This window comes from Empedobacter sp. UBA5987 (genome assembly GCF_002429865.1).
GTDB lineage: Bacteria > Bacteroidota > Bacteroidia > Flavobacteriales > Weeksellaceae > Empedobacter > Empedobacter falsenii_B.
On record NZ_DJBB01000031.1, the window covers coordinates 85,619 to 98,239 of the forward strand.

Annotated in this window: 12 protein-coding genes; 2 read left to right on the plus strand and 10 right to left on the minus strand. The window is 30.6% G+C overall.

Annotated elements, in window-relative coordinates:
• Positions 1–8: 8 nt before the first annotated feature.
• The 7 genes from dtd to B3J26_RS05210 form a co-directional block, all read right to left on the minus strand.
• Positions 9–458 (minus strand): D-aminoacyl-tRNA deacylase, encoded by a 450-nt coding sequence (gene dtd / locus B3J26_RS05180; protein WP_115002146.1) that lies wholly within the window; start codon positions 456–458, stop codon positions 9–11.
• A gap of 134 nt (positions 459–592) precedes the next feature.
• Positions 593–865: a hypothetical protein gene (locus B3J26_RS05185; protein ID WP_221854400.1), complete on the minus strand. Its 273-nt coding sequence runs from the start codon at positions 863–865 to the stop codon at positions 593–595.
• A 103-nt stretch (positions 866–968) separates the two neighbouring features.
• Positions 969–1,889 (minus strand): ribosome small subunit-dependent GTPase A, encoded by a 921-nt coding sequence (gene rsgA / locus B3J26_RS05190; protein WP_291073576.1) that lies wholly within the window; start codon positions 1,887–1,889, stop codon positions 969–971.
• A gap of 6 nt (positions 1,890–1,895) precedes the next feature.
• Entirely contained in the window at positions 1,896–2,975 is a 1,080-nt protein-coding gene (locus B3J26_RS05195) for a bifunctional 3-deoxy-7-phosphoheptulonate synthase/chorismate mutase type II (RefSeq protein WP_115002148.1), read from the minus strand.
• A 125-nt stretch (positions 2,976–3,100) separates the two neighbouring features.
• Positions 3,101–3,949 (minus strand): prephenate dehydrogenase, encoded by an 849-nt coding sequence (locus B3J26_RS05200; RefSeq protein WP_291073578.1) that lies wholly within the window; start codon positions 3,947–3,949, stop codon positions 3,101–3,103.
• The gene (locus B3J26_RS05205; RefSeq protein WP_291073580.1) at positions 3,946–5,088 is read right to left on the minus strand and encodes a pyridoxal phosphate-dependent aminotransferase; all 1,143 of its coding nucleotides are present in this window, start codon (positions 5,086–5,088) and stop codon (positions 3,946–3,948) included. Before B3J26_RS05205 ends, B3J26_RS05200 begins: the two co-directional genes overlap by 4 nt.
• On the minus strand, positions 5,085–5,906 hold the full coding sequence (locus B3J26_RS05210; RefSeq protein WP_291061255.1) for a prephenate dehydratase: 822 nt from the start codon (positions 5,904–5,906) through the stop codon (positions 5,085–5,087). Before B3J26_RS05210 ends, B3J26_RS05205 begins: the two co-directional genes overlap by 4 nt.
• 243 nt (positions 5,907–6,149) lie before the next feature.
• Here B3J26_RS05210 and B3J26_RS05215 point away from each other — a divergent pair, with 243 nt between their 5' ends.
• Both B3J26_RS05215 and B3J26_RS05220 read left to right on the plus strand, forming a co-directional pair.
• Complete coding sequence (locus B3J26_RS05215; RefSeq protein ID WP_291061257.1) at positions 6,150–6,845, plus strand: ABC transporter ATP-binding protein; 696 nt, start codon at positions 6,150–6,152, stop codon at positions 6,843–6,845.
• Between the two features lie 877 nt (positions 6,846–7,722).
• Positions 7,723–8,601: an IS982 family transposase gene (locus B3J26_RS05220; protein ID WP_291073582.1), complete on the plus strand. Its 879-nt coding sequence runs from the start codon at positions 7,723–7,725 to the stop codon at positions 8,599–8,601.
• 149 nt (positions 8,602–8,750) lie between these two features.
• Here B3J26_RS05220 and B3J26_RS05225 read toward each other — a convergent pair whose 3' ends face one another.
• The 3 genes from B3J26_RS05225 to B3J26_RS05235 form a co-directional block, all read right to left on the minus strand.
• A complete protein-coding gene (locus B3J26_RS05225) occupies positions 8,751–9,152 on the minus strand; it encodes a lipocalin family protein (RefSeq protein WP_291061501.1) in 402 nt (133 codons plus the stop codon).
• Positions 9,153–9,270: 118 nt separating this feature from the next.
• Positions 9,271–11,418 (minus strand): TonB-dependent receptor, encoded by a 2,148-nt coding sequence (locus tag B3J26_RS05230; RefSeq protein ID WP_291073584.1) that lies wholly within the window; start codon positions 11,416–11,418, stop codon positions 9,271–9,273.
• A gap of 208 nt (positions 11,419–11,626) precedes the next feature.
• The gene (locus tag B3J26_RS05235; RefSeq protein WP_291073586.1) at positions 11,627–12,568 is read right to left on the minus strand and encodes an endonuclease/exonuclease/phosphatase family protein; all 942 of its coding nucleotides are present in this window, start codon (positions 12,566–12,568) and stop codon (positions 11,627–11,629) included.
• Between the last annotated feature and the right edge of the window lie 53 nt (positions 12,569–12,621).

The following is a 12,621-nucleotide window of genomic DNA, read 5'->3' on the forward strand; positions in this document are numbered from 1 at the left end:
TAATCAAGTTATTCTTTATTTTTTGAATCGATAAAAATGGTTACAGGACCATCATTCAACAATTCGACTTTCATATCTGCACCAAAAATTCCTCTTTGTACAGGTTTGAAATTTGATTCTAAAACGTTCAAAAATGTTTCATATTGTACGTTTGCTATGTCCGGTTTTGACGCTTTGATATATGACGGACGATTTCCTTTTTTCGTAGACGCATGCAACGTAAATTGAGACACAACCAAAATATCTCCATTTGTTTGCTGTACATCCAAATTCATCACATCATTTTCATCATTGAAAATTCGGAGTTTAATTATTTTTTTCGAAATCCATTCAAAATCTTCCTTCGTATCATCAGGTTCAAAACCAACCAAGGCCAAAATTCCGCTTTCAATTTTTCCTGTTATTTCTCCATCTACCATTACAGAAGCATGTTGCACACGCTGTAAAATCACTCGCATAATTCTAGTTTTATTGATTTAAAATCGATTTGAATTTAAGAAATTATTAACAAATAAAAAAACGTTACAACTCATCTTTTAAATGTGTTATAACGTTTGTTGTAATTTAAGTTTAGAAAGCAATCGCTATAGGTTTAAGTTAGTTGGTTAAAATAGATTTCCTCATCTGCAATTATCGCATAATATAACTCATAGAGCTTTGACATTTTTTTTGCATTGATGATTTCTTGTTCTATATTTTTTATTCTGTTTTCTTTATTTTCAGAATTATCAAATTCAGCAATCCACAATTTATTTGGATTTAATGGTTTCCAATTTAAATCTTCTAAATGCAATAAAAATCTTTCTTTTTGTTCCTTTGTACATTCCTCAAAATCTAAAGCGATTTTTACGGATAAATTGCTCATTCAATTAATTTTAACAAAAATAAAATGAGAAATTGAATTATTTTTACGTGAAACCGTAATTTGAGAAAATAAAAAAGCCATTTCATAAGAAACGGCTTTTTTATTATTTTTCGGTATAAATATCTTCTTCTAAAAAAGTGAGATAATTTTCGTAGCGAGAAACTGCGATTTCACCAATTTCTACTGCATAACGTACAGCACATTTTGGCTCGTTAACGTGAATACAATTATCAAATTTACAATTGTGTTTCAGTTCTAAAATTTCAGGAAAATAACCTTGTAATTCGGTTTTGTCGATATGAACCAAACCAAATTCTTTAATTCCAGGCGTATCGATAATAAAACCTCCAAAAGGCCATTCGTACATCTGTGCAAAAGTTGTGGTATGTTGTCCTTTGCTATTAAAATCAGAAACTTCGTGCGTTTTTAAGTTTAAATCAGGATTTAAAGTATTCAACAACGTTGATTTTCCAACGCCAGAATGTCCCGAAACCAAACTTACTTTATCTTTCATTCGATCTTTTACAAGATCTAAATTTAGACCAGTTTCAGCCGAAATATCTAGACTTTCGTAACCGATAGAATTGTAAATTGATTTATAAATTTCTAACTCAGCCATTTCATTTTCTGTGTACGAATCCATTTTGTTGAATAAAATTACAACAGGAATATGATAAGCTTCGGCAGTAATCAAAAAACGGTCAATAAAACCAAACGAAGTTTTGGGATTAGAAAGCGTTACAACCAAAAAAGCAACATCAATGTTAGAGGCAATAATATGCGTTTTTTTGGATAGATTAACAGATTTTCGTATGATGTAATTTTTGCGATCATGAATTTTTGTAACGACTGCAATATCATCTTTGTCAATCTCAAACTCAACCTCATCTCCAACAGCAATTGGATTAGTATGTTTGATATTGGCTATTCTAAATTTTCCCCTAATTCTTGCCTGATAGGTTGTACCATCTTCGGTTAAAAGATGATACCAACTACCAGTAGATTTTATGACAATTCCTTTCAATATTGTTTAAATTTTTTCTTCTTTTTTAACCATAATTTGGTTTTGTTGCGCAACAGATTCTTGGTGAATTGCTTGCAATAATTTGTCAACAAAATCTTCAGATAAACCTAAAGAAACTCCTGCTTTTACAGAATTATCTTTGATTTGTTTCCAACGATCTGGCTGAAAAACTGCCACATTATGTTCTTTTTTCAATTCTCCGATAGAGTTTGCAACTTTCATACGTTGAGCAATTGCATCTAAAATAGAGTTATCTAATTCATCAATTTGATGACGTAAATTCTGAATTCCAGTTTTGTAAATTGCATCTGGATCATCAGAAACACGAATTTCTAAATCTTTTAAGATTTCTAATAAACGAGCTGGTGTTACTTGTTGAGCTGCATCAGACCAAGCTTCATCAGGATTATTGTGCGTTTCGATCATCAATCCATTGTATTCAAAGTTGAAGGCTTGCTGTGCAACATCAAATAATCCTGTTCTGTTTCCGCAAATGTGTGATGGGTCACAAATAATTGGCACGTTTGGTAATTTGTTTTTGAAATCTAACGCAATTTGCCATTGTGGATTGTTACGGTATTTTGTCTTTTTGTACGTTGAAAAACCACGGTGAATAGCACCTAAGTTTTTGATTCCTTGACCTTCTAAACGCTCCAAAGCACCAATCCATAAATCTAAATCTGGATTTACAGGATTTTTAACCAAAACTGTTTTATCTGTATCACGTAAAGCTTCAGCAATTTCTTGTACTGTAAAAGGGTTTACCGTAGAACGAGCACCAATCCATAAAACGTCAACATCATATTCTAACGCTAATTTTGCGTGATTTGCATTGGCGATTTCAGTTGCGATTTTCATTCCGAATTCGTCTTTTACTTTTTTCAACCAGTTTAATCCGATTGCACCAACTCCTTCGAAACAGTTTGGTTTAGTACGAGGCTTCCAAATTCCCGCACGGAAAACTTGCACATAATCTTTGTCCAAATCTTCAGCGATTGTCATCATTTGTTTTTCACTTTCTGCACTACAAGGTCCAGCGATAATCATTGGTTTATCGTATTCTTTTATCCAGTTATTGTTTTCCATAACATTTACAAATTTAAGATTTAATATTTATTTTATTTGAGAGTAATTATTTCTATTTTCTTGTCAAACTTAATTTAGTTCAACTTTTATTTTTGATTTGATTCTGAAACAAGTTCAGAATGACTTTATTTATTTAATATTCGACGTATGTCGTTTGTGTTTTTTAAATATTGATGAATATCTTCGGCGTCTTTTTCTTCGATCATTTTTCTGATTTTCGAAATTTGTGTTTGATAAGCATCAATAGCATTGAGTAAATTTTCTCGATTCTGAATCAAAATTGGTGTCCACATATCAGGAGAACTTTTTGCTAAACGAACCGTAGATTCGAAACCAGATCCAGCCATGTCAAAAATTGCATCTTCATTCTTTTCTTCTTCCAAAACTGTTTGTCCTAAGGCGAAAGAAGTAATGTGCGAAAGATGAGAAACGTACGCAATGTGCGCATCATGCGCTTCCGAAGTCATTGTTTTAACATTCATCCAGAGCGATTGATAAATTTTTCTTACTTTTTTTACTGCTTCTTTTTCGCTTTCTTCAATATCACACAAAATCGCAACTTTGTTTAAAAACAACTCAGGAAAAGCAGCTTTTGGTCCAGAATTTTCCGTTCCTGCGATTGGGTGTGTGGCAACAAATTGTTTTCTTTTGGGATGACTTAAAACTTTTTTACAAATTCCAGCTTTTGTTGATCCCATATCCATTACAATTGTTTTATCATTAATTTGATCTAAAATCTCTGGTAAAACTTTTTGAATTGAATTAATTGGAACCGCAATCACTACTAAATCTGATTGAGAAAGTGCTTCATTCAAAGGAGCGATTTCATCCACAATTCCTAATTCTAAAGCTTGAATTTGATGTTCAATATTTTGATCAACACCGATTATTTTTTCGGCAACACCAACTTTTTTTAGTGCTAAAGCAAACGAACCTCCGATTAATCCTAAACCGATTACTGAAATTGTTTTCATGCTTCTAATCTTTTCTTTACTTCAATCAACTTCTCAACAGGTGCGCAAAGTGAAAATCTTATAAATCCTTCACCATTACTTCCGAAAATACTTCCTGGCGTGATAAATACTTTTTTATCGTATAAAATGTCATCAATAAATTCTTTATCATCTTTTCCTTCCGGAAGTTTAGCCCAAATAAACATTCCTGCTGCATTGGGATTATATTTTACATTTAAGATATCAGCGATTTCCCAAATAATTTTTCGTCTTTCTGCATAAACTTTTGTCAACTCATCGTACCAAGAATCATCAACTAAAAGAGCTTTTGTCGCGGCTTTTTGTATCGCAAAATTCATTCCCGAATCCATATTTGATTTCACTTTTAGAATAGAATTGATAAAACTTTCTTTTCCAATCACCATTCCTACTCGCCAACCTGCAATATTAAAGGTTTTGCTTAATGAATTCAATTCAATGCAAACATCTTTTGCACCATCTATTTCTAAAATACTTGTCGGCTCATCGTTCAAAATAAAACTATAAGGATTATCATTAATGATTAAAATATTGTGACGAGTTGCAAACTCTACTAATTTTCTAAGAACGTCTTTTGGAGCTTTAGCTCCTGTCGGCATATGTGGATAATTAAGCCACATAATTTTTGGTTTTTGCTCAGCTAATTTTTCTAATTGATCAAAATCTGGAAGCCAATCATTTTCATTTTTCAAATCGTAAAACAACGGTTCTGCTTGAACTAATTCTGTAACCGATGAATAGGTTGGATAGCCAGGATTTGGAATTAAAACTTTATCACCTTCATTCAAAAATGCCATCGAAATGTGCATAATTCCTTCTTTAGATCCCATTAATGGTAAAATTTCAGTTGAAGGATTGGCGTCTACATCAAATTTGTTTTTGTAAAAACTTGCCATAGCTTCGCGCATTTCTGGAACTCCACGATAACTTTGATAGCCATTAATTCCGTTTCGTGAACTTTTGATTAATTCCTCAATCACATCTAGATGAGGTTGTAAATCTGGACTTCCAATTCCTAATGAAATGATTGGAATATCGGTTTTCATGTTCGCTATTTCTTGTAATTTTTTCGAGAAATAGTATTCTTGAACACTTTGTAATCGTTGGGCTTCTGCTATCATTTTTTCCCCAGTTTATATTCGCCTAATATTTCTAAATCCGTTAATTTTCGTGCAATTTTTCCAAGCAATTCATAATATTGTTCTTTTTGCTCGAACGTAATATCAATGTGGAAAGAGTATTCCCAAGGTTTTTCAATAATCGGAACAGATTGTATTTTGTCCATATTTATTCCACATTCTGCAATTTGATTTAACACGTCAACCAAAGCACCAGACTGGTGTGGAACAGAAAAACGCATCGAAACTTTGTTGAAATCTTCGTAATCGTTATGCTCGCGTTGCAATACAAAAAAGCGAGTAAAATTATCTTGAAACGTCTGAATACTCGAAGCTAAAATGTCTAATTCATATACTTCTGCCGCTTTTCTCGACGCAATTGCTGCAACATCATTCAAATCTTGTTCTACAATATCTTTGGCTGTTAATGCGGTGTCGATATCATTTACAACTCGCCATGTTGGATGTTTTTCAAGGAACTTATCACATTGTAACAATGCCATTTGGTGCGAACGAACTTCTTTTACATCGTCTAAAGTTTTTCCTTTTTTGACCATCAATTGATGTTGGATTGATAAATAAATTTCTCCAACAACTTTCAGATTGTATTTCGTTAGCAACGCATAGTTTGGTAAAATTGCTCCAGCAATTGTGTTTTCAATTGCCATGATTGCTTTGTCAACTTTTCCCTTTGCAAGTGACTTTGCTAAAGTTTTGAATGTGTCGCATTCTACAATTTCGATGTCATTTCCTAAATAATTATTGGCAGCTTCGTGATGATATGAACCAATGTAACCTTGTATTGCAACTCTTTCTTTCATTTTTTTCCACAAAAAAAGTCCCACAAATTGCGGGACTTTATATTATCTTATTATGAATGTTAACAATCAATTTTGACAACGCAGTCCCTGCTCTCCTGGATAATATCCAAAAAAGTAAAAAAAGAATGCGTTAAAATAATTGAATGTTGCCATTTCGTTTTTCTAATTGTTCTACAAATCTAAAAAATAATTTATCAGTTATCAAAATCTTTTTTGCTAATTTTATCGAAAATTTTTCATCAAATGGGAATAATCATTACAGATTTAGTAAAAAAATACGGTGAACAGGTGGCTTTAGACAAAGTTTCGTTTTTTATAAATAATGGCGAAGTTGTTGGTTTACTTGGACCAAATGGAGCAGGAAAATCTACTTTGATGAAAAGTATTACCAATGCAATAAATGCAGATTCTGGTGAAATTTCTGTGAATGATTTTAATGTTTCGACGCAACCAATTGAATCGAAAAAATTGATTGGATTTTTGCAAGAAAATAATCCATTGTACATGGATATGTATGTAAGAGAGTATTTGGAATTTGTAACAAATATTAGAAATGTGCCTAAATCAAAAATTGATGAAGTCATTGAAAAAGTAGGTTTATCACCAGAAAAACATAAGAAAATTCATCAATTATCAAAAGGCTATAAACAACGTGTTGGATTGGCGCAAGCGATTATTTCGAGTCCAGAAATTTTGATTTTAGATGAGCCTACAAATGGTTTGGATCCAAATCAAATTATTGAAATTAGAGAAGTAATTAAAGAAATTGGAAAAGAAAAAACAGTCATTCTCTCTACTCATATTATGCAAGAAGTGGAAGCGCTTTGTTCACGTGTAATCCTCTTGAATAAAGGAAAAATTGTTGCAGATCAGTCGATAGAAGAATTTAAAGGACAATATAAAAACTTGGAAGAAGCTTTTCATGTTTTAACACAATAGAAAAGGTACTATTTAAATAAAGAACTATTTTAGACCAAAATTTTATCTTTACAAAAATTAAAGGAGTTTTACTTTGTTAAAGAATCTTGTGTAGCCTCAGTTTTTACTGAGGTTATTTTATTATAATCTGTATCAAAAATTGTATAATTCCCATTAAATATAAATTCAAACTAACAGTTTTTGCTGACTTGGCCTATCATTTTTGATGTATTTTTCTCATTTATTTTGGTATAAACTTCCTTCATTATTGGGTTAAATCTACAAGCTACCATAAATGGAAAATATATGGTATTACGGATATATCTGTTGCCTTTTTTTAGATATTTTTGTTTGCTCTTTTACTGATGTTCCTAATTCTCTTCTCATAAAATTATAATCTACAAAACTCGAAAATTGCTTTATTTTTTTAAACATTTAAAACACATCGTTTCAGTAAGCATCGTTCCGATAGTCATTAATCCAGTACCTTTAATGGTTAGTAGTTTTGAACTTTATTATTCAGATATTCATCCGATTTATAAGTTTTTCTATTCTTAATTTACAATGAGTAATTTGTTTATTTAATTAAGGAATTAGTTGTTTATTACTCTTTTAGAATAAGCTCCCGTAATTTCCTTAAGAAATACTAATTCAGCTTTCTTAATTATTGAGTATTCACCCATCTTAAAAACTTATTAAAACCCAGTTTATCATGAGAAAAGGTAACATTTTTAGAAAACTCGAATTCTCCTAATACTATAAATCCTTGACTTGCGTCATGGAAAATTGTTCCTTTGTCCTTTAATAGTAAAACCCGTTGTGCATTTTGATTACTAAATAATAAAGTTGTTCATTTGATTGAAAATCAGTAAATTGCTTTAACTACAAAACATTTACAATGAACAACTTACTTGCAAATTACGAAAGAATATTGGAAGTTCTACGAAAAATATCAACAGATACACTTTTAATTTATCAACGTAGAAGACCTAAACTTTTTGATTTAGAACTCATAAGTCTTGTTTTAACAGCTGAATTTATGGGTATTGATAGTGAAAATCATTTATTTCGAAATCTTCCTAAAGCGCTAAGTTGTAAAATTGAGCGTAGTATTTACAATCGTAGAAAACGTAGATTATCAGAGCAAATTAATAGTATTCGACTTAAATTAGCGAAAGAATTTAATGAATTTGAAAATTGTTTTATTGTTGATAGTATGCCGTTGGAGGTGTGTAAAATAGCAAGAATTAATCGCTCTAAAATTTGCAAAGAACATCAGTATAGCGCACCAAATAGAGGTTTTTGTGCTTCTCAGCAAATGTCTTTTTATGGCTATAAACTTCATGCTGTTTGTTCTTTAAATGGTGTTTTCCAGAGTATTGATATCAGTCCCGCATCTGTTCATGATATTCATTTTTTGAAAGATATAAAATCTCAACTATCAGATTGTGTGCTACTTGGTGACAGAGGCTATTTGTCGCAAACAATTCAAATTGACTTATTTAATGAAGCTAATATTCGATTAGAAACACCGAAAAGATCCAATCAAAAAGAGTATAAACCTCTGTTTTATCCATTCAAAAAGTATCGAAAAAGAATTGAAACTTTATTTTCTCAACTATGCGATCAGTTTATGATTAGACGAAATTATGCAAAGACTTTTGAAGGGTTTAAAACCAGAATTCTAGCTAAAATTACTGCACTTACTGTGGTTCAGTACATTAATAAAACATACTTTAATCGAAATATTAATAAGCTAAAAACCAAAATTATTTAAAATGCACAACGGGTTAGTAAATATATTGTTTTATCTCCTTCTTTAGATATTTAATTTAAATGCAAAATCATATTTTACTCTTCTTTTTATAAAAATACCCCCAAATTGTTTCTAACTTTTTGGGGGTAGTGTTAAATTATTGAGCTTTTTTATTTTATAAAAGTAACAATAACTTTAGAATCAACTTTCTCATCTAAATCTACATCTTCTTCAAGAAGTAAAACCATTTTATTAGATGAAATTTCTTGAATTTTAAAAATAGTTTCGTCATCTATTATGTGTAAGTTTCCTTTTTCTATTTTATATATACCTCCATAAACCTCATTGATACATTTATCAGTTTGATAATCGGTATAATACTCATCACTTTTATAAGTATTGTGTTTATTAAAAGTTGTTGTAGACTTTTTAGCACAATCATCAGGATATTCTACTTCATCTGGTGTACCTGTCTCCTGATAAACTGTTTTTTCAAGTTTGCAGATTCCGACAATTTTATCATCTAAAGATTTTCTTGAGTCATCATCATCTTTACAACTAAAGAAGTTCAATGATAAAGCTCCTATTGTTAAAAGACAATAATTTTTTCATATTATTTAAATTTACATTGTTAATTAAGAAAAATATAATTATTATCTAAAAAAAACAATAACTATTAAAAGAAAACTACTACAAACGAATTCCAACTCCACCCAAAACATTAATTCCAGCTTGTGGAAAATAAAATGCTTTTCCGTAATAATAACCGTTTGATTCATATTCTACATCAAATAAATTATTAATCAAGAATGAAAATTCAAGGTTTTTAATTCCTTTTACTTTTGGCGAATATCGAATCAAAAGATCCGAAACCAAATAACTATCTAATTTTCCATCTACTGGTTCTGTATTTGATAAATATTGTTCACCAATATATTTATTCGTCAAATTAATCAACACATTTTTGAAAGGAATAACTTCAAAACCAAAAGCAGAAATCACATCAGGTGACATCGAAATTTTTGTTTTTCCGTATTCTTTTACAGAAGAGCTTCCATCAACATCCCAAACTTCCTCTTTGTAATTATTATGTTTGTTTTCGCTAAACGTAATATTTCCAAAAACATTCAAACGATTTGGAATAATCTTATAATTTGCATCAAATTCGACTCCTCGTCTAAAACTTTTTCCTGAATTAATTCTTTTTCGACTTCCTACATCATTCAATTCTCCAGTTGGCACCAATTGATCACGGTAATCCATATAATACAAATTCGCACTCAAAGCAAGACGACCACTTTTTCTGTAACCCAATTCGTAATCTTGTAAAAATTCGGCTTTTGGTTTTTTATCTTTATCATTCAAACCTGCATAATCAATACGCAAAGGTTCACGTTGAGAAATTCCGTACGAAGCATACAATACATTTGAAGAATTGATTTTAAAATTTATTCCAGCTTTTGGATTCACAAAATTGAATGTATCCGAAAATGGTCTGAAATCTTCCTCATCATTTTTCCCATTTGGCAAATATTTCGCATCATATTCAACATAACGGTATTGCAAATCACCAAACAATTCAAATTTATTCAATTGATACAATACTTTTGCATAAGCAGCCAATTGCTTTTTCACAGAACGATTGTTGTAATATTTGAAATCTTTATCCTTAAAATCTGTGCCTTTTACCCATAAGACATTTCCATAATGATCGCCATCATATTCGTTTGCAGATAATCCGAAAAATACTTTAAAATCGTTTAATTTTTGATTTTCAACTTCAAGATTAAAACCATAAAAATCATTATCAAGATATTCACGATTAATTAAATTTCTTTTTTCTGAAGTTAAATAATCCAATTTATAACGTTTCAAACTGCGATTATTTTTATAGCTCTCGTAATAACCTTTACCTTTTGTGTAATGAAGTGTTAAATTTGATTTCCAATTATTCCCAAAATCTTGTAACCACGAAAGAAAATAATGATTTTGACGGTAATTATCGGTGTGATTTTTATAAAAACCTTCAACTTTTCCATTTTCGTCTAAAATTTCTCCTTCAAAATTATATGTTCTATCTTTTTTTAAAGTTTCAGCATCTACACCACTCCATGCCTGATACGTTTGTTCTTTTCCAAACATATTCTGAAATCTAAACTTTGTTTTTTCATTCAATTCATATAAGGCAGTAAAATCATAAGAGATTAAATCTGACCAAGATCTGTCTACATATCCATCCGAATTTATCTTAGAAAAACGTCCATCAATACTCAACTTATTATTTAGTATTTTTCCCGTACCAGCCTGAACTGTATATTTTTGCGTTTTATAATTTCCGAAAGAAACATTTGCTTCTGCAAAAGGAACGGTAGACGGATTTTGAGATTCGATATTAACACTTGCTCCGAAAGAAGCCATCCCGTTTGATGAAGTTCCAACTCCTCTCTGAATTATCATAGAGCTTGTAGATGAAGCCAAGTCTGGCATATTCACCCAAAAAACACCTTGAGACTCAGGATTATTAAGCGGAATTCCATTTAATGTAACGTTGATTGATTGTTCATTAAGTCCACGAATTTTGATAGACGAATAACCAATTCCTGTTCCTGTATCAGAAGTTATAGAAACAGACGTAGCAGAATTTAACAAAGTTGGAATATCTTGTCCCAAATTCTTCTTTTGTAACATTTTATCAGTTACCTTTTCAACTGTAATCGGAAGTTTTTCGACAATTGAAACTTCTCCTAATTGAATTTCTTCTTTTTGAATAGAATCTTTTTCTTGTGCATAAAGAATAGATGCACCAAATAATGACAATAAAAAAATCGACCTTTTCATAATTAATTTTAAAAAATATTATGAAAGGAGCCATCTTACACTTTTATAATTTACGCGCGAATGTAATTTGGTGAAGTACCAGTTCCCTTAGCAGCATTACCTGCCCAGGTTCTTTGGGTATAATCTCAGCCTCTTGTAAAGAAGCACCCCTTTCGATTGAACTTCAAAGGTAATCTTTTTTTTGAAATTTAAAAATTAACCCAAATTCTTAATCTATTTTCAGTTCTGCAACAATCGGAAAATGATCTGATTTTATATCATCTCCACGATAAAAATTGGTCACTTTTATTTTCTTCGAAACCCAACATTGGTCAATATTTGTGCGGAAAATTGGAATAAAAGCATTCCAAGAATTATTCAATCCAAAACCAGAACGAGCATCTTTCATTTTATCCGATTGCACCAATTTGAAGTTCGGAGAATAAACTGTTGAATTCAAATCGCCAACTAAAATGATATTTTCATTCGGTAAAGCATCAATTTCTTGCTTCATCAATTCGTATTGTTTATTTCGTCTTTCAAAACGAGCCTGATTTGGTAAAGGCGGAACAGGATGCGTTGCCAAAATACTTAATGGTTTAGCGTCTACAATAATTTCCGCTAAAATAGACGGATGCATCTCATCAATATAATTTTTTGTAGACACTTTAGAGAATGGAATTTTAGAATAAATCGCAATTCCAAAATTGTTACTTCTTACTTCTTCTTTATAATATGGATATTCTTTTCGGATAAACTCTACATGTTTTTGCCAAGCTGGCGTTAATTCTTGTAAAACAATTACATCACTTTTATCTTTAGTCAAATAATCTTTTAGATGTTGAAATTCTTCATTCTGAGAAAAAATATTGATTGATGTAATTTTAAAATTAGATTTTTCTCCTTTCGCATTTTCTCCAAAATAGAAATTTCCTAAGTTTTTGTACGTAATAATTGGAATCGCAACCAAAGGAATCAACCATAAAATATTTTTCTTTTCTTCTTTTCGAATTGAATAATTGTAAATCAAACACAAGAAAAAAGCAATAATCAGCGCATAAATAGAATATTGCACCAACATATCGAATACAAAATATTGATAAAAACTCTTGCTCGTTAAATAAATTCCAGCAAATACAAAAAATAAAATTCTACTCCATTTTGTTAACATCTCGTCAATACTTTTTTAATTCTCGTAAAAATAGAAATTATATTATTCATTAA

Coding starts and splice junctions, on each gene's coding strand:
- dtd (WP_115002146.1), bottom strand. CDS start 458: ATGCGAGTGATTTTACAGCGTGTGCAACATGCTTCTGTAATGGTAGAT.
- B3J26_RS05185 (WP_221854400.1), bottom strand. CDS start 865: ATGAGCAATTTATCCGTAAAAATCGCTTTAGATTTTGAGGAATGTACA.
- B3J26_RS05195 (WP_115002148.1), bottom strand. CDS start 2,975: ATGGAAAACAATAACTGGATAAAAGAATACGATAAACCAATGATTATC.
- B3J26_RS05200 (WP_291073578.1), bottom strand. CDS start 3,949: ATGAAAACAATTTCAGTAATCGGTTTAGGATTAATCGGAGGTTCGTTT.
- B3J26_RS05205 (WP_291073580.1), bottom strand. CDS start 5,088: ATGATAGCAGAAGCCCAACGATTACAAAGTGTTCAAGAATACTATTTC.
- B3J26_RS05210 (WP_291061255.1), bottom strand. CDS start 5,906: ATGAAAGAAAGAGTTGCAATACAAGGTTACATTGGTTCATATCATCAC.
- B3J26_RS05215 (WP_291061257.1), top strand. CDS start 6,150: ATGGGAATAATCATTACAGATTTAGTAAAAAAATACGGTGAACAGGTG.
- B3J26_RS05220 (WP_291073582.1), top strand. CDS start 7,723: ATGAACAACTTACTTGCAAATTACGAAAGAATATTGGAAGTTCTACGA.
- B3J26_RS05230 (WP_291073584.1), bottom strand. CDS start 11,418: ATGAAAAGGTCGATTTTTTTATTGTCATTATTTGGTGCATCTATTCTT.
- B3J26_RS05235 (WP_291073586.1), bottom strand. CDS start 12,568: ATGTTAACAAAATGGAGTAGAATTTTATTTTTTGTATTTGCTGGAATT.